General features: G+C 38.9%; 12 protein-coding genes and 21 tRNA genes. 6 read left to right on the top strand and 27 right to left on the bottom strand.

Annotation, left to right across the window (positions count from 1 at the left end; genetic code table 11):
* Positions 1 to 17: 17 nt before the first annotated feature.
* From ACULLH_RS17820 to ACULLH_RS17695, 26 genes are all read right to left on the bottom strand, one after another.
* On the bottom strand, positions 18 to 1,073 hold the full coding sequence (locus ACULLH_RS17820; protein WP_454090095.1) for a nucleotidyltransferase domain-containing protein: 1,056 nt from the start codon (positions 1,071 to 1,073) through the stop codon (positions 18 to 20).
* Complete coding sequence (locus ACULLH_RS17815) at positions 1,070 to 1,816, bottom strand: nucleotidyltransferase domain-containing protein (RefSeq protein WP_454090094.1); 747 nt, start codon at positions 1,814 to 1,816, stop codon at positions 1,070 to 1,072. The genes ACULLH_RS17820 and ACULLH_RS17815 overlap by 4 nt, the downstream gene beginning before the upstream one ends.
* The gene (locus tag ACULLH_RS17810) at positions 1,813 to 3,582 is read right to left on the bottom strand and encodes a hypothetical protein (RefSeq protein ID WP_454090093.1); all 1,770 of its coding nucleotides are present in this window, start codon (positions 3,580 to 3,582) and stop codon (positions 1,813 to 1,815) included. Before ACULLH_RS17810 ends, ACULLH_RS17815 begins: the two co-directional genes overlap by 4 nt.
* A gap of 225 nt (positions 3,583 to 3,807) precedes the next feature.
* Positions 3,808 to 3,917, bottom strand: a tRNA-OTHER gene (locus ACULLH_RS17805).
* Between the two features lie 150 nt (positions 3,918 to 4,067).
* Positions 4,068 to 4,580, bottom strand: a complete 513-nt coding sequence (locus ACULLH_RS17800; RefSeq protein ID WP_454090092.1) for an alpha-ketoglutarate-dependent dioxygenase AlkB — start codon at positions 4,578 to 4,580, stop codon at positions 4,068 to 4,070.
* An 18-nt stretch (positions 4,581 to 4,598) separates the two neighbouring features.
* Positions 4,599 to 5,084, bottom strand: a complete 486-nt coding sequence (locus ACULLH_RS17795; RefSeq protein WP_454090091.1) for a ribonuclease H-like YkuK family protein — start codon at positions 5,082 to 5,084, stop codon at positions 4,599 to 4,601.
* Between the two features lie 79 nt (positions 5,085 to 5,163).
* Positions 5,164 to 5,236, bottom strand: a tRNA-Phe gene (locus ACULLH_RS17790).
* Positions 5,237 to 5,241: 5 nt separating this feature from the next.
* Positions 5,242 to 5,315 (bottom strand) — tRNA-His (locus tag ACULLH_RS17785).
* A 6-nt stretch (positions 5,316 to 5,321) separates the two neighbouring features.
* Positions 5,322 to 5,392 (bottom strand) — tRNA-Gln (locus tag ACULLH_RS17780).
* 5 nt (positions 5,393 to 5,397) lie between these two features.
* Positions 5,398 to 5,469, bottom strand: a tRNA-Arg gene (locus ACULLH_RS17775).
* 1 nt (position 5,470) lies between these two features.
* Positions 5,471 to 5,547, bottom strand: a tRNA-Leu gene (locus tag ACULLH_RS17770).
* Between the two features lie 6 nt (positions 5,548 to 5,553).
* Positions 5,554 to 5,627: transfer RNA gene (locus ACULLH_RS17765), tRNA-Leu, on the bottom strand.
* A gap of 5 nt (positions 5,628 to 5,632) precedes the next feature.
* Positions 5,633 to 5,705: transfer RNA gene (locus ACULLH_RS17760), tRNA-Met, on the bottom strand.
* Between the two features lie 5 nt (positions 5,706 to 5,710).
* Positions 5,711 to 5,782 (bottom strand) — tRNA-Val (locus ACULLH_RS17755).
* 5 nt (positions 5,783 to 5,787) lie between these two features.
* Positions 5,788 to 5,859 (bottom strand) — tRNA-Glu (locus tag ACULLH_RS17750).
* A gap of 6 nt (positions 5,860 to 5,865) precedes the next feature.
* A tRNA-Pro gene (locus tag ACULLH_RS17745) sits at positions 5,866 to 5,937 on the bottom strand.
* 6 nt (positions 5,938 to 5,943) lie between these two features.
* Positions 5,944 to 6,015, bottom strand: a tRNA-Asp gene (locus ACULLH_RS17740).
* A gap of 8 nt (positions 6,016 to 6,023) precedes the next feature.
* Positions 6,024 to 6,095 (bottom strand) — tRNA-Arg (locus tag ACULLH_RS17735).
* Positions 6,096 to 6,100: 5 nt separating this feature from the next.
* Positions 6,101 to 6,171: transfer RNA gene (locus ACULLH_RS17730), tRNA-Trp, on the bottom strand.
* A 10-nt stretch (positions 6,172 to 6,181) separates the two neighbouring features.
* A tRNA-Gly gene (locus tag ACULLH_RS17725) sits at positions 6,182 to 6,253 on the bottom strand.
* 6 nt (positions 6,254 to 6,259) lie between these two features.
* Positions 6,260 to 6,342, bottom strand: a tRNA-Tyr gene (locus ACULLH_RS17720).
* An 8-nt stretch (positions 6,343 to 6,350) separates the two neighbouring features.
* Positions 6,351 to 6,424 (bottom strand) — tRNA-Cys (locus ACULLH_RS17715).
* 4 nt (positions 6,425 to 6,428) lie between these two features.
* Positions 6,429 to 6,500 (bottom strand) — tRNA-Asn (locus ACULLH_RS17710).
* A gap of 5 nt (positions 6,501 to 6,505) precedes the next feature.
* Positions 6,506 to 6,593, bottom strand: a tRNA-Ser gene (locus ACULLH_RS17705).
* 154 nt (positions 6,594 to 6,747) lie between these two features.
* Positions 6,748 to 6,821 (bottom strand) — tRNA-Lys (locus ACULLH_RS17700).
* A gap of 709 nt (positions 6,822 to 7,530) precedes the next feature.
* Positions 7,531 to 8,913 (bottom strand): RtcB family protein, encoded by a 1,383-nt coding sequence (locus ACULLH_RS17695; protein WP_454090090.1) that lies wholly within the window; start codon positions 8,911 to 8,913, stop codon positions 7,531 to 7,533.
* 179 nt (positions 8,914 to 9,092) lie between these two features.
* Here ACULLH_RS17695 and ACULLH_RS17690 point away from each other — a divergent pair, with 179 nt between their 5' ends.
* The 4 genes from ACULLH_RS17690 to ACULLH_RS17675 are packed head-to-tail and all read left to right on the top strand — an operon-like array spanning position 9,093 to position 14,821.
* On the top strand, positions 9,093 to 10,703 hold the full coding sequence (locus ACULLH_RS17690; RefSeq protein WP_454090089.1) for a S8 family peptidase: 1,611 nt from the start codon (positions 9,093 to 9,095) through the stop codon (positions 10,701 to 10,703).
* Between the two features lie 35 nt (positions 10,704 to 10,738).
* Positions 10,739 to 11,755: a helix-turn-helix transcriptional regulator gene (locus ACULLH_RS17685; RefSeq protein WP_454090088.1), complete on the top strand. Its 1,017-nt coding sequence runs from the start codon at positions 10,739 to 10,741 to the stop codon at positions 11,753 to 11,755.
* A 57-nt stretch (positions 11,756 to 11,812) separates the two neighbouring features.
* Complete coding sequence (locus tag ACULLH_RS17680; RefSeq protein ID WP_454090087.1) at positions 11,813 to 12,202, top strand: hypothetical protein; 390 nt, start codon at positions 11,813 to 11,815, stop codon at positions 12,200 to 12,202.
* Between the two features lie 9 nt (positions 12,203 to 12,211).
* Positions 12,212 to 14,821: a DUF4132 domain-containing protein gene (locus tag ACULLH_RS17675; RefSeq protein ID WP_454090086.1), complete on the top strand. Its 2,610-nt coding sequence runs from the start codon at positions 12,212 to 12,214 to the stop codon at positions 14,819 to 14,821.
* A 55-nt stretch (positions 14,822 to 14,876) separates the two neighbouring features.
* Here ACULLH_RS17675 and ACULLH_RS17670 read toward each other — a convergent pair.
* A tRNA-Phe gene (locus tag ACULLH_RS17670) sits at positions 14,877 to 14,949 on the bottom strand.
* Between the two features lie 170 nt (positions 14,950 to 15,119).
* On the opposite strand from ACULLH_RS17670, the gene ACULLH_RS17665 reads away from it, so the two are divergent.
* The gene (locus tag ACULLH_RS17665) at positions 15,120 to 15,848 is read left to right on the top strand and encodes a type III pantothenate kinase (RefSeq protein ID WP_454090085.1); all 729 of its coding nucleotides are present in this window, start codon (positions 15,120 to 15,122) and stop codon (positions 15,846 to 15,848) included.
* Entirely contained in the window at positions 15,849 to 17,117 is a 1,269-nt protein-coding gene (locus ACULLH_RS17660; protein WP_454090084.1) for a hypothetical protein, read from the top strand.
* The last annotated feature ends 5 nt before the right edge of the window (positions 17,118 to 17,122 follow it).

Raw genomic sequence — 17,122 nt, 5'->3', positions numbered from 1 at the left:
GTTAATTGGTTTTAAGATCATAAATCATAGAAATCTGCTCTTAAATTAATTAATAAGTTATTTATAGCATTAAGATTCGGTTTTTCAGGTAAACTCGAGGAACTATACAAATGCTCCAATTCTTTTTTTCGCTCTTCAGCCCAATCCACCAGTTCATCATATTCGTATTTACCTTGCTTTACATCCAGCAGAAATTCTCTATCGGGCCGTTTTACTCTGATAGTATTTTCCGATGCAATTTCTTGCGCCATATGTAGCAACCTGAAGGTATGCATCATATTTTTGGAATCATAGTTTTTGCCATGCGATACGGTGGTTCTATAGCGTTTCTCATTGCGTTTGTGTACCCAATCCCAATATTCTTTATACTTTTTACAGTATGATGAATAACCATCTTTATTGAAAAAAAGCATTCCAATAGGTGTCTCTTCCTTTGGTATCGAACTCAATGCAATATCGTTTGCCTTATCACTTTTTATGATTCCCTTAAATGGGATGTTTGGGTTGTGATATAAATTGTGACAATCCTTTAGGTGGGCTACGTTGGATATACCACAATGTTCCGGCTTAATATTTTCCTTTTTAAGGAATATGTTCAGGGGCAACGACTTCCCCTGGTTATAGACAAAACAAAAATCTAGGACTGACTTACGTTCCTTTTCAACTGGATTTACAATCTTTTTTTCGAGTCCTCTTGCCTTTTTGATTTGTGCATACGCATAGTTCGCAAATGATTTTTCACACTGTTTTGATAAGAAAAGCTCCAATTTTATTTCATTGAAAATTTCATGTTTATAAAGAATGCATTCTTCTGGGACATTCAACAATTCCAATATGTTTGGATTATTCTTAGAACATAAATCAATGAACTTGCGCAATTCATAATACACAATATCATTTGATTCGTTGTTTATCTGTCCAATGTAGTCAAGGGAATAAAAGTGTTCCTTAGGAAGAATGAACACACCCCTTATATCCGTGTCGGATGAAGGTGTATCCAATCCATAAGCTCTACTCCCGCTAATGCATTCGAAAATGATATGGCCAGATTTCTTTAGTTCCTCTATGGTCATGATATAGTCTTTAAAAAGAGGTTGTTGAATTCTTCAGGCTTTGGTTTCCTATTGATCAAATCATTTTTCACGTTATCATTTTCCTTAACCACTTGCTTGACGAGTTCTATCAAAACAGGGTCGACGGGCTCTTTACTTTTTTCGATATGCTTGCTCTTTAAAAGTATTAGGTCATCCAAAATCCCATGATATTCTGAGTCGATTAAAGGATATAGTTCTTTAAAAAACACAGGAGGAATCGTATTCTTTTCATACACCCATTTAGCACATAAGGCTGTACGAATAGCATAAAAGAAACTTTTCAACGTCATCCTATCAGAACCCAAGATTTCCTCAAAACCCTTGTTCATGCTGTGATAATGGTAAAAACCAGAAACGGGATTAAAATTGTTTGCTGCCAATTCCTTTATTTCGTTAAGAAAGATAGAATTCTCTTTATAAACAATAGGGGAGAACAACCATCCCAAAAAAGAGGCATTGGATTTTGCTAGAAGTTTGAGTGCTTTTCTAACATCCCATCCAGAGCCATCTAAATCCTCTTCGGTCATAAATTGAATGGAATCTTTTTGTTCCCAAAGATTCAAATACCAATCCTTATTATGCTTGTAAACAAAACGGATATCATAATCAGAATCAGGAGAAGCAAAGCCCCATGCCCTGCTTCCCGATTCTACCGCAAATAGTATTTCTATTTTCTTATCACGTTCTATTTCTTCTAACTTATTTAATATCTGTTCTTTCATGATTTTAAATCATTTTCCTGAAATAACTTTATCAGGGTATCCTTTTCCAATTTCTCCAAGGAAAGGTTGTAATCGGCCTGATCCTTGTTTTTGATTATTGAACCACCCAATAATTCTATCATTTCATTTAGCATTAATGGACTACTCCATTGTTGATGTAATGCTTGTGTGGCCAAGTTTGATACTTCTGAATTTCCAGAAACTCTCGCCTGTCCAGCTCCAATATTTAACAAGACAAAACATTGTTTCTTGTCTTCTGGTAATAGCATTCCTAAAATGGTTTGCCTTTGTGCCGATTGACATTTGACTTCAGCGAAAAGCTCATTGGGATTCATCATGTATTTATAGTTTACATCTGAACCACGTCCAACAATAATCTTGTAATCACAATTGTTAGCACCTGAAAACACATTGCTTTTAATAAGAGTGGGCATTTTTAACCCTTTATTGGCATACATGTATTCAACAGCTCCATTTGGCGCATCGGTAATATCCCCTGAGTACATTAGGTTGCCATCATCTTGATTGTAAGCTGAATTCCAACCTATTTTGCCCCCAATATTTATTCCTGACAAATCAATATCATGAGCTCCCCAGGCATTTTTCCAATAAACTCCAACGGCCAACTGATTCCCAAAAAACTTTGTTCCCGTTGGAATATTGCCTACAAACATTTTCTCTGAGGTTGGCAAGGCCAAGTGAATATCCCTTGGCAAGAAAAACGTTTTGTTCGAAAGATTGACCCTTGTTTTTAAATAATCTTCTAAAAACTGATAGTTTGCCCAAACTACTTCTTTAATCCTGCTCTTCTTTACAAACGATTTGCCGTTTCTAATTCTATACACGAAGGCATCTTGACCATTCATTCTTGTGTAACATGCTGATATAGCCTTGAACAAAGCAAATGGTGTTGCGTTATCCAACCAATGTATGTCCGCATGGGAAATATACATATTGGTCACATGGTTCAATGGGTTGGCTACCAATGGTACATGATGTAGTTTAGACAACTTTGATATTTTGTTGATTGTCGAACCACACTTAGGCTTAAAAGCCAAAAACAAAGGTTTGAATCTATTAAAGATTTCCGCCAACTTCTCCAATCCAAAATTCTCAAATTGAACTGCTGGGTTAAAATTAGAAGCTTTTATGGCCTCTATGGTGTCGTCATTTTTTATCAGCAATGATTCACCAGTAGCTCTATATATGATATACCTAAAGAACTCCATAGTATCTGGAGGTAGTACCCCATACATATCCGCTATCTTGACAATGACTTCCTTATTCTTGATTCTTTCTTTGCCTGTGAACTTATATTTTAACTCATCAACCAAAACTGAAAGAACTTCGTTTATAGTCTCTTCCTTTAAAGCCATTCCAGATTGCAATAGTTCCAAACATTTTGCAGTCAATTCTTCTTTACTGTATCCTTTAATTACTTTAAAGACCACCTTAAGTTCAGGGACGTCCAATACTTCTTCAGGTATGTACATCTCATCTTGAAAGTTGCTTCCGTAGGTAGAGACATAATGTTTTATTTGTTCCATCAGAAGGTTCAACCTTGAACTTGATTTGATCTTAATCCAGGATTTATGGAAGGTCTTATTCAGGCCATAACCATCTAGTTTTTCCTTTTTATAAAACCTGATGATTTCCTTTTTGGCCCAAATAGCGCTGGATTCTATAATAAACCCATCCTTTGATACAAAATGGATTTCCGTGGATTCCTTAGCGATTACTGCATTAAATAGTTTTAAGGTTTTCATTGTTTTAAATTTAAAAAAGGTGGGAAGTAAATTTGATTAACTGTCAATAATAGGAACTTCCTTTACCTATTTTTTGAAGATGGGAAGTAAACTAAACCACTTACTCTTTCGAGCTCTGGAGTCGAACCAGAAACATAGGAACTTCTGTTATCTTCAGATTCATACTGGCGAGAAGTAATTTTCGTCAAAAGAATTATAGGAACTTCTTGTGCCAATATTGTATTGTAGTCCAGGTGGGATTCGAACCCACGACCTCCTGATCTTAAGTCAAAAGAGGAACTTTTTTTTGCCAACCAGCGAAAAGTATGGCGCTCTATCCTCTGAGCTACTGGACTATGTAAAAGAACATTTATGAAGCCTCGCCAGCTACCAACGTCTGACGAGGCACTACTATGAAGCTGATTCCAAAAGCTTCCATTTAATTACATGACAAAGATTCCAATAGAACTGCGCAGTCATTTTGCGTAGTAAAATATAATTTCTGATCATCTCAATTTTCTAAACGTCAGGCTCATTCTTCCATTTGCTGTATTTGATTCTGGAACAGCATGTTGCCATGTTTCTTGAATCAAATTGTCCATATAAAGTAGAGAACCAGATGGAAGATCATAATCTATGTTGACTTTTCTATCTTTAATATTTCTAAACCTAAGGGTTCTTGTTTCCCCTAATGAAATAATTACAACTCCAGCATTTTTAGACAATATGTCGGTTTGATCTGAGTGAAATCCCATAGTTGACCGTCCGTCTTCATATAGATTGATCAAGCAATTATTTGGTCTGAAGTACAGCTTATTATTGATAGACTTTATTATCTCATTTAGTTCTTCTGTAAACTCCTGATAAGGGTAACCCATTTGAGAATAATTATATGCCTTGCCAAAACTTACTGTTTTACGGGCTTTCATTCTTACATCCCATGCAATACTATCCCTCAAGTTATTGAACAACTCAAAATGATTATCTAAAAAATTCTCTATATATGTGATTCCATTCATAATCATTAATTTTTTGATTCATACAGCCATATCTGCACAAGATGAACTTGCAAAAGCATTAGGTTTTGCCTTAAAAACAAATCCCATCCCAAGGATATAGCCCATAGCCTCTTTTAATGCAACATTTGATTCAAATTTTGGATCTGTATTGATATCCGCATGAACTTCAAGTTCGACATCGTATTTGTCAAGAATATGACAGATGGCATAGGCCGTTTCAACAGACATCGCTACCTCTTTGAGCATTCGTTCTTTAGTGCTGATTTTAGTAGTTCCCTTCAGATTTTTGATAAACATAAATCCTCCTTTACCTTCCCGAAGTACCACCACTACAGTAGCATAAGCAACATAAGACTTGTAGGCTTGCGAATCGGACCCTACGCAAATCTTAAGTCGATATCCCGCCTTTTGCTCCCTGACTATGGCCTCCTCGACAAGTGTTGTGATGGACTGGTCAAAAGCTTTACCACTAAAATTTCTCCATTTGTTGACTGTTATTTTCATGTGCTACTATTTATTGTTTTCAGCGGTCACATGTAACCTTGCGGTTTCATGAATTCTAATCATTATTCTTTTTTTGTTGTGGAACAGACCCGAATCGAACGGATACCTCTGGTGCTTCAAACCAACGTGCAGACCTACTACACTACTGTTCCATTTTGGGTGTACTCCGGGACTCGAACCCTGTTCTCCCCATTCACAGTGGGGTGCTTTACCGGATAAGCTAGAGACACCATTTTGTTAACCTGGAAGGATTCGAACCTTTATCTCTGGAGTCAAAGTCCAGTGTGCTCCCATTGCACCACAGATTAATTTGTAGGCCTAATAGGATTTGAACCCATACCACAAGGGTCGAAACCTTGCATGCTATCCATTACACCATAAGCCTATGGTACTCCACCCAAGATTCGAACTTGGACTGTATGGATTTTAAGTCCATTGCCTCTTCCATTTGGGCTAGTGGAGCAAAAAGTACAGGGAGAGAGATTCGAACTCTCAAATTCCAGATTCTAAATCTGACGCCTATACCAATTCGGCTATCCCTGCTTGTGTTGAGATGTCAGGAGTCGAACCTGAATCTTTCGCCTTATGAGAACGATGCTCTACCTTTTAAGCTACATCTCAATTTGTTGAGGCAATAGGATTCGAACCTATGACTATCACGATGTAAGCGTGATGCTCTTCCACTGAGCTATGCCTCAAATAGTACTCCGTAAGGGAATCGAACCCTTAATTCCACATAGAAAGTGTGGCGTCTTGACCATTTGACCAACGGAGCATTTTGTCTAAGGGACAGGATTCGAACCTGCAACCTCCCGCTTCCAAAGCGGGTAAACAGCCATTGTTATTCCCCTAGATTTTGCGGTTCATACGAGAATCGAACTCGTATCTCCCGAGAGACAGTCGGGAAGGATAGCCATTACCCCAATGAACCCTATTTTGTACATCTACTAAGATTTGAACTTAGACTTAGAGATTAGAAGTCTCTTGTGCTATCCGTTACACCATAGATGCTTCTGCACGTCCATAAGGATTTGAACCCTAACCACAAGTTTTGGAGACTCGCATGCTACCATTACACCATGAACGTGTTTTATAGGAGCATCTACCGAGACTCGAACTCGAAACTGAAGATTGGAAGTCTACTATGTTGCCAATTACACCATAGATGCCTGTTGTGGAAGCAGTAGGACTCGAACCTACACGCTCCTAAGAGACCAGATTTACAGTCTGGCGAGCCAACCAATTGCTCAATGCTTCCATAATTTGAGACAAGGACAGGATTTGAACCTGCAAAAAACAGATTTGCAATCTGCTGCTTTAATCCATTCAGCCACCTTGTCTTAGCGATATTGGTAGGGCTCGAACCTACAACCTCAGACTTAACAGGTCTTTGCTCTACCATTGAGCTACAATATCTTTAGCGGAGAGTAAAGGAATCGAACCTTTATCACGAGGACCGTGAACTTGTTTAGCAGACAAGCATAACAAACCAATATTTATCTACTCTCCATTTGCGGAAGGAGTGGGAGTCGAACCCACACGAGTCGTTATCTCCGAACACTTTTATTCACGCCATTTTATTTTTAAGCGGTGTTCATCTATTCGCCTGCCCGGCTCGGGTCAAGAGTGTGGCCACCGCCCATTGGCTTGTCCTTCCGTTTTGTTGACCCGATGGGAATCGAACCCATGACCTCGACCTTAAAAGGGCCTTGCTCTAACCTGCTGAGCTACGAGTCAATTTTTATTTCAATGAACTACATAAAAAAAGCACCTCTTTTCGAGAGGTGCCTTTAACTATACTTAGCATATGTTCTGTTATCAGATTTACATATGTATACCCTCCCTTTTTGTTTTATTAATGGATTTCACATCACTATAACACTCCTCCATGAGTATCGGCGAGCGAAAGCCGAAACACCATTCTGTCTTATGCTGTAAACTATTTTGTCTCATGGTTTCTTTTCTTTTATGCCTAATCCTGAATTCGCTGGAAATGACGCTGCAAATATGAAATCAATTTTTGAACTATCCAAAATAAATTTAAAATTAATTATCTGATTATCAATTAGTTAAGTAAATTTTGGATAATAGAATCCCTGTCCGCTTTTCAGCAGATTTTAAACATTTTACAATCGCCTGTCTCTCAATTGTTTTCTGTTTCAATTACCCTGTTTTATGTTGTTTTACTTTTCAAATATCATTTTAAAATATTCCATAAAAAAAGCGCCCAATTTTTCTATTGGACGCTTGCACTATTATTTACAGTTCTTTTTTACCTCAGAATTTACGGTTCAAATAGATACATAACGTCCTTTTTAGACAGCGACACTAAATTTGCCATCCATCTATAATCACATTCACTAAAACGTGATTTCGGTTGAATATGCGGTGCTATTTTCTTCATTATTGATACAAATATGCATTGAACGCCTGAATCTCACAAAAATTATCGACGTTTGTTTCTTTTCCAAGGTGCATTCTTCTTCCAGTCCCCTGCCATGATGCATCCGTATGGCATCACTTCGTCAATAACAGTTCCCAAACCAAATTCTTCCATCTGGTTTCTGACGGTCTTTGCGTTTTTATAAGCGCTAGGTAATTCGGTAATGTCAATCTCATTGGAGAAAAAGCGCACATCCAACCCTTTCGTTTCTTCATCAAATATTTCCTGAAACGTTCCTACCTTACTCTTTCTATGTTGCGTTCGACTCACATTACGTCCTGCTCCGTGAGGGGCAAAACCTAAGTTTGCCTTGGTAGTCTCACCCTCAACGATCAGCACTGGCTCTGACATATTTAAAGGAATCAACCTTGGACCAGTGATGTCGGGCATGAATTTATCATCCAAAGGTGTTGCTCCTTTGGCATGATAGAATAATTCATCATCACGAAACACAAAATTATGTTCGTTCCAGAATCGATTCTCTGGATTGATTCCCAATTTGGCCAAAGTGGCATCATGAATACATTCATGGTTCTTCTTGGTCCACTTTCGGATAATTTGGAGCGCATCCCAATATTGTTCACCCTCTTCACTATCTATTGGAATCCATGCATTTTGCTTTAAGGTTTCAGGGGACAATTCCTTTCGGAACCGTTCGGCCACTTTGATTCCTTTAGAATACAAGTTGGCGCCAAAACCTCGACTTCCGTGATGTGTTACCATCATGGTATTCCCTGTTTCTCTGGAGATGCCCACAAATAAAAAGTGGTTTCCATCTCCTTGCGTCCCCAAATGGGACCTTGCGGCTGAAATACATTTTTGGTCATTCAAAAAATAGTTGCCCTCTATCTCGGCCAATAAATCCATAGGGAATCGAAATTGATTTTCCCTGGAACGACCACCTGGACCAAAATGTGTAACCCTATGTGCAGCGTTCAATACAGCCGCCGGGTCTGCACTTCCTAAATCGGTCAATAATACGGAACAACAGATATCTGCACTATGCATTCCCGGGTGGATTGCATTTTTGGCAACCGCTACCCCTCCCACTGGAATTGTTCCTGTTGGTCCTGTTGGACAGGCGTCTGGCATTATGGCCCCGTCAACCAATGTTGGGGTCTTCATTAAGGCATCCATCGTTTCGATAACGGAATTAACATTGGCCTCTTCCATTTCATTTTCTGCCCTAATGTTTACTGAAAAAGGAATGGCTTCTTTCCGCAATCCCACTTCTGGAGGCGACATGAATTGCTCTAAATAGTTGGTCAATGCCCTACCCTGCAATTGGTTTTCATTAATATGTGCGATGGCTTCCTTAAACCATTTCCCAGATTTGAAGCCCATTGCTATTAATTCCTTCCCTGTAAAATTTATTTTTGGTTCCATTGTGTTTCTTTTTTCGAAAGCCCCGCCGACTCCCCGTTCGACGGAGCACTACCGATGCGCTTTATGATTCCGTACAAAGATTTAATGTTAACTACGCATTCTTTTTGCGTAGTAGAGGGGATTTTTATAATATTATGACATCTTATTCAATACAATTAATTTCTAAATCTTATCACACAATGAAAAATACTATTGCTTCAATGCTATTTTTTGGTTTGCTATCTATTCAACTTTTCGCACAAGAACCCCCTGAGAACTGGCATTTATTAGATAAAAATGAGAATAACGCCCCTGGCATCAGTCTTGATAAGGCCTATGACTTATTGCGGGAGAACAAAAAAAATTCATCTACAATTATTGTGGCAGTCCTGGATTCTGGTTTGGATATTGAGCATGAGGACATTCAGCCTGTATTATGGACAAATCCAAAAGAAATTAAAGGAAATGGCAAGGATGATGACAATAATGGTTATGTGGATGATATTAATGGGTGGAATTTTATAGGAGGACCAAATGGAGAAAGTTTAGAGGCGGAAACGTTGGAACTGACCAGATTTTATAAAAAGCTGAAGGTGCAGTTTGAAGGAAAAAACAAGTTTAACATTAGCCCGGAAGAAAGGGAAGACTACCAAGAGTTCCTTAACTATATGAAGGCTTTTAATGAGGGAAAAAGTAGTCTGGAAACATCCATAAAAAAAAATACGGAGGAATTTGAGTATTTCGATAAACTCATTCCACCTCTTCAGAACGCGGTAGGTAAAAAATCATTCTCGGAAAAGGAACTTAGAAAAACAAAGCTAAAAGGTGCGGATTTGGAAAATGCCAGGGCCAACTTTATTAGAATAGTGGAACGGAACAAAAGTAAAAATCTCACCGCTGAGAAGCTGATATCACATTATGAGGAACTTTCGTCCCGAATGGAAATGCTTAAAACCAGATTGGAGTACAATTACAGTTTAGACTTTAATGGGAGAGAACTCATTGGAGATGACTATTCCAACGTAACGGAAAAAGACTACGGTAATAATGATGTTACAAAGAGATCCGAGCATGGAACCCACGTTTCTGGAATCATAGGGGCTGCCAGAAATAACGGAATCGGCATCGATGGTGTTGCAGATAATATTCTCATCATGCCTATCCGAAATACGCCGATGGGCGATGAAAGTGACAAGGATGTTGCAAATGGCATTCGGTATGCCGTTGACAATGGTGCGAAGATAATCAATATGAGCTTCGGAAAGGATTTCTCCCCTCAAAAAGAGGTAGTTGATGCAGCTGTAAAATATGCACAGGAAAATGGGGTGCTTTTAGTTCACGGAGCGGGGAACGATAATAAAAACACAGATTATTTCTACAATTACCCCAGTGCTCTATTACAAGATGGTAGCGTAGCAAGTAATTGGATTGAAGTAGGGGCGAGTTCCGTTGAATTGAATGAAAAGCTTCCTGCCACGTTCTCAAATTATGGTACTATGTCGGTGGATATTTTTGCACCGGGAGTAGATATTTTTGCTACCCTTCCCGATAACTCTTACGATACCCGAAGTGGGACCAGTATGGCTGCACCGGTGGTTTCTGGAGTTGCGGCTTTACTACTTTCCTATTTTCCGCATTTGACACCAGAAGAGGTGAAAGCGATTATCACGGAATCAGGAACGGTTTATGATTTAATGGTGAACCAACCAGGTTCCGAAAACCAAGTGCCATTTTCTTCATTGTCAAAAACAGGAAAAATTGTAAATGCCTATCAAGCGGTTAAACTGGCACTGGAGAAATATGATAACTAAATACTGAATAGTCTCGGCAATCAACCCTTTTGGCTATGGCTCTCAACAAAAATGCACTCATTCGCTATAAAACCATTGACAAATGTTTGCAGAATAGCTATCGTACATGGACCTTGGATGACTTGATTGAGGCATGCTCCAACGCACTTTATGAATACGAGGGAAGGTCCATAAATGTCAGTAAGCGTACTGTACAGCTGGATATTCAAATGATGCGTAGCGACAAATTGGGTTATAATGCACCCATTGAGGTTTATGATAAGAAATTCTATCGCTATGCTGACCAAGACTATTCCATGACCGATATTCCGCTAAATGAAAATGACATGAACGTGCTATCGGAAACGGTGGAGATGCTGAAACAGTTTAAAGACTTTTCCCTGTTTTCAGAACTGGGCGGTATCATACAGCGGTTGGAGGACAAGGTTTATACCGAGAAAACCCGTAGCTCCTCCATTATCCATCTAGACAAGAATGAAAACCTTAAAGGGCTGCATTGGCTGGATGAACTATACCAGGCCATTCAAAAAAAGGTAGTGCTCAAAGTGGAGTACAAATCATTCAAGGCCGCAGAGGCAAATACGATCACTTTTCATCCCTTCTTACTCAAGGAATTTAATAATCGGTGGTTTTTGATTGGTATGGGAAATAAAAATAGGGGAGTTGTCAATCTGGCGCTAGATAGAATTGTTGCTGTAGATTATGATTTCTCAGTATCTTATGAAGAGCATGATTTTGATGCAGACACTTTTTATAAGGATGTGGTTGGGGTTACCGTAAGCAGGGTGCGCCCAGCTGTTGTTGGAGTATGGATAGACAAGCACAATGCCCCTTATGTGTTGACCAAACCATTGCATCATTCCCAAAGATTGGTCAAGGAAAATGAAGATGGGAGTATTGAAATCACTTTTCTTGTAAAACCCAATTTTGAGTTGGAACGTCTGCTGTTGGGGTTCGGTGATTCCATTGAAATTCTAAAGCCTGAAAAACTGAGAAATCGAATTGCCGAGAAACTGAGAAATGCGGCGAAAAAGTATAGCCCACCAGAATAACATTTATTTAAAATGAAATAGGATAAAAAGCTCTAGATTTAAGAAAAATAACACACAATGATTCTAACGTTAAAAGATGCCACATTCACTGGTGATATATTAAACAAGATTCAAATTTCTGTTGAAAGTGAAAGAACTACGGTAAAAGATTTGATTTCAGCTCGAGTAGAGGCAGAGGTTGAAGACTACAACAAAAAGTTGCCGGAATACTTTAAAGGATTGGTGCAGCCTACTGAAGCAGAAAAAACACTCAGTGGTTTTAGGTTTAAAAAGAGAAAGTCAATAGACGTTGAAAAGCAAGTTTTAATTGCGTTGGACGCATTTCAAAATAACGGCTTTTTCATTTTAATAGATGACCAACAAGCGGAGAGTTTGGAGCAAGAGGTTTTGGTAGGGCCGGAGACGGAAGTTCATTTTGTTAAACTTACCCAATTGGTAGGAGGTTAAAATTGCTATATGGGAATTAAGGGTACTTTTTCCAAGTTGTTTGGAGCTAAAGTGGATGCTGTGCACGAAAACAGCCATTTTAGTCGTGTCATCGATGATATGTTAACTGAGGCTTATGCAGGAAATGAACATAATTACTGGCAGACCACTCCTTTTGGCAAATTGGAATCTTACAAATTATTAAAATCGGAAAATTCTGAGACAAAGAAACAATTGTTGTTTTATCTCATACCACAGATAAATAAATACGCCAAAAAATCACGGAAATCTGGCCCCTATGCTGGCAGGGAAGACACCTTCAGAAGAAACCACATGCTTCCCGAACTGTTCAATCTAATAATGAGAAGTAATCTTGACTTTTCGGACGATGAAGTCATTGCGCTTTTTAATGCATATAGGAAATCTGACGAAGCAGCTGGACAATGGTTCCGAAATTGGCCAATTGGATTTACACTCCAACAAGTTGAACGAATAGTCAAAAAACGTGGACTTTCAATAGAACTTAAAGACCAACTCAATAAAGTTTTGAGTTGGAAATTAAATGAAAACGGACACTATTACTGGGGTTCAGATTTAGAGAAAGCAAGGGTAAAGATTGAAAAAATTATCTATGAAAGTGAAAACAAGGACGGTAAAATTCCCCCATATAAGTTGCCAAATGACCGTTTGGCAGAGATGGTCAATTCTGAAATCTTTAAACGTAAAGAGGAAGAGAAAGATAACTGGTATTCCTTATTTCACTGTTTTATTAAGTCAACAGGTTCAAAGCCTTCGGCAAAATATTTAAAAAATACCGGAGCTATTATAGATTCAATTGGTTCAAAAAAATATAAGGAAACAGTTCATGGATGGCTAGAGTTTGCCATCTCTTTAAAGGAAATTGAAACCCCTCATGTTCATGATTATGGCGATGGAACTGTCTACCACTATTCAAGCTATGATTATTTGCACGAAAAGAACTTGGTTTTTTTAAAAGGTCTTGTTTGGAGTCTTTCAAAATTTCATGATTCCAAAACCCTTAATCTCTTAGCTAAACTCACAGAACGGGCCTTTAAAAAGATTCCGGGAATTGGACCTACTGCGGCAGGTGTTGGAAATGCCTGCATTTATACTTTGGGAAATACAAAGGGGTTGGAAGGAATAAGCCATCTCTCAAGGTTAAAACTTCAAATCAAGCAAAACAATACAAAGAAGCTAATTGATAAGTATTTGGACGAATCTGCCACAAAATTAGGAATATCCTCTTCGGAAATTGAGGAGATGTCAATTCCTGATTTTGGTCTTCAGAAAGGAAGTAAATCTTATCAATTTGATGACTATTTGTTAGAGCTTAAAGTAATTGGTTTGGGAAAGATATCTCTCCATTGGATTAAACCAGATGGGAATCTACAAAAGACAACACCTTCCTTTATTAAATCATCAGCTAAGCATAAGGACGGATTGAGTCGTGCCAAAAACGATGTGGTTCAAATCAAAAAATATTTGACTGCTCAAAGAGATCGAATAGATCGTTCGTATCTTTTCGATAGGGTATGGTCATATGAAGTGTTTTTAAAGTTTTACATAAATCATGGACTGGTAGGCCTTATTGCTCAAGATTTGATTTGGGAATTTCAAAAAGATGGGAAATATGTATCCGGTCTGTTTTTTGAAGAAGAGTGGATTGATAAAAATGAAAAAAAACTAAACTGGATTACCAAGGACACATTAGTTAGGCTATGGCACCCTGTTTATTCTCGTATTGACGATGTGTTGTCATGGAGGGATAAATTGGAAGAATTAAAAATAAAGCAAACTCTAAAGCAGGTTTATAGAGAAGTTTATATTCTTACCGATGCCGAAGTCAATACGAAGACTTACAGTAACAGAATGGCCGCTCATTTACTGAAACAACACCAGTTTAATGCGCTAACAGCGATTCGAGGGTGGCGATATTCGTTGTTAGGAGCCTATGACCATGGCAAAGAGGGTGAGATTGCAAAAATCACTCTGAAAGAGCACAAATTAGAAGCTCAGTTCTGGATTGATGAAATTTATGCGGATGACGCTTTTAATGATTCAGGAATATGGGATTATGTTTCAACGGATCAAATACGATTTTTGGATGAAAGAGGTGATGTCACTGAACTTGTAAATATTCCTAAAATCGTGTTTTCCGAAATCATGAGGGATGCAGATCTGTTTGTAGGGGTTGCTAGTGTTGGAAACGATCCTGAATGGAGGGATAGCGGAGGCTTAAGACAACAGTACCGCGATTATTGGACCAGTTATTCTTTTGGGGAATTAAATGAAATTGCAAAAACAAGAAAGGATATCCTTGAAAAGTTGGTTCCGCGCTTAAAAATTTCCGATGCCGCTTCGATTGATGGAAAATTTCTAAAAATAAAAGGCAAAAAGAGAACATACAAAATCCATATTGGGAGCACCAATATACTTATGGAACCCAATGATCAATATTTATGTATTGTGCCAGCTCGGGGGAAAGATAACAACTTGGAAAATGTCTTTTTGCCTTTTGAAGGGGATAGAGGTCTTTCCTTGATTCTTAGTAAAGCTTTTCTTTTAGCGGAGGACGATAAGATAACCGATACAACTATATTGAGCCAGATCAGGCGTTGAACTCGTTTTAACTTAAAACAAAACCCCGCAACTATGAAAGTTGCGGGGTTTGTCGTGGTACCTCCAGGAATCGAACCAGGGACACACGGATTTTCAGTCCGTTGCTCTACCAACTGAGCTAAGGTACCGGGTAATTAGCTTTGCAAAACCGCCGAATCTAGTGTTTAGCGGGCTTGCCCGACTTTGCTAGCTTGATGCTATTGCAAAGGCGGGTGCAAATATAATTTCAAAATTAGGATATACAAACAAAAATTTGAAAAAAGGCAAGGGTTTTTTTTCAATTCTCCATCTTTGTATTATGAACTTGGTCATCGACATAGGTAATACGCTAATAAAGTATGCCGTTTTTGAAAATAGCACAATGGTATACGACCAGAGCTCGGAGTCGGGGATGTTCCTATCCAAGGTAAAGGAGCTGTTTGAGCAATTCCCAAAGATAGACCATGCGCTGATTTCATCAGTAGGTCCTTTGGAGCATAAGGAGCGGGATGTTGTTTCACTTTTCTGTAAGGTGCACGTCCTGTCCAACGAATCCAAAATACCCTTTAAAAACAGTTATGCCACCCCGCATACCCTAGGAATGGACCGCGTAGCCCTGGCAACGGCGGCATTCTATAAAAACCAAAGGGGAAATACCCTGGTCATCGATGCCGGCACGTGCATTACCTATGATATGGTCAATGATTCTGGGGAGTACGTAGGTGGGGCTATTTCACCTGGCGTTCGCATGCGTTATAAGGCCATGCACAACCAAACCGCAAAGCTTCCGCTATTGCAGCCAGAGGAAATCATGGATTTTATTGGAAATTCGACCCAATCCAGCATGCACAGCGGGGTTATCAATGGAGTTTCACAAGAATTGGATGGCATAATAAGTCAGTATAAAACCCGCTTCAAAGATTTAACAGTTATTTTAACAGGCGGAGACTCCCATTTTTTTGCTAAACGACTAAAAAATACCATATTTGCGAATTCTAAATTTCTCTTGGAGGGGCTTAATTACTTGCTGGAATACAACAAACGCTAGATGGTAAAGAAATTTTTGATCGCTTTTTTTTGCGTGATTGCACATGGCATTTTTGCGCAAAACGGTACCATATCACCTTATTCATATTTTGGAATAGGAGACCTTAGAAACAGTGGCACTGTGGAAAACCAAATGATGGGGGGAGTAAGCATCTATGGCGACAGTATTCACTTGAACCTCACCAATCCGGCGGCATTTGCCAAGTTAAGGGTTACTGCCTACACAGCCGGTATCTCCAGAACAGAACTAAGACTTAAGGATTTTGAAGAACAGCAAACCGCATCAGTGACCAATTTGGATTACTTGGCGATCGGTTTTCCTTTGATTGATAATAAAATAGGCTTAGGCTTTGGACTTATGCCTTTTTCTTCGGTTGGATACAATTTAACGGATACAGATGAAAGTGAAAATGAGCCTACGGTAACCAATGTTTTTGCAGGGGAAGGCGGATTGAACAGGGCCTTTCTTTCTATTGGATTTGAGCCGATCAAGAACCTGAGTCTTGGAGCCACCGTGAATTTTAACTTTGGAACACTAAAATATCGAAGGGCGCAAAGTGTTGAAGATGTACAACTGGGAACTCTGGATAACCGGGAATCCCGTATAAATGGTTATGATTTCGTCTATGCCCTCAACTATACCCCAACGATAAAGGAAAAATATACCTTGTACTTCTCTGCATTGGTAAATACCCAGGTTAACCTTACTTCAGAAAATTCGGCCCGATTAGGGTCATTCTCATTGGTAGATGGAAGGGATGTAGAGGTCATTGATGTGGATTTGGATGCAACCAATTTGAGGAACACCGAACTGAAGATTCCTACGCGAACAACCGTTGGTCTAGGTTTCGGCGAGAACAAAAAGTGGTTCTTGGGTGGGGAATATAGTTTTCAGCAGTTTAGCGACTTCAGGAACGACTTTTTAGGGCTGGAGAATGTAACCTATAATGACGCCAATACCTTTGCCTTTGGAGGATACTACATCCCCGATTACCGCTCGCTATCAGGCTATTTCAAAAGAGTTACCTATAGGGCCGGGGTCCGATATGATAAGAGTGGATTACAGGTCAATGGCAAGGAGATTAATGATTTTGGCATAACTTTTGGACTTGGCTTACCGTTGACAAACAATTTTTCCAATGTCAATGTAGGATTCGAACTTGGAAGGCGTGGAACAACGGATGTCAACTTGATAGAGGAAAGTTATCTGAAGATTAATATTGGTTTATCATTAAACGATAAATGGTTCCAGAAAAGAAAAATAAATTAAGAACA

Source organism: Flagellimonas sp. 2504JD4-2, assembly GCF_053642935.1.
Note: the sequence above shows the minus strand (reverse complement) of the source record. Positions and strands in the feature narration are given on the sequence as shown.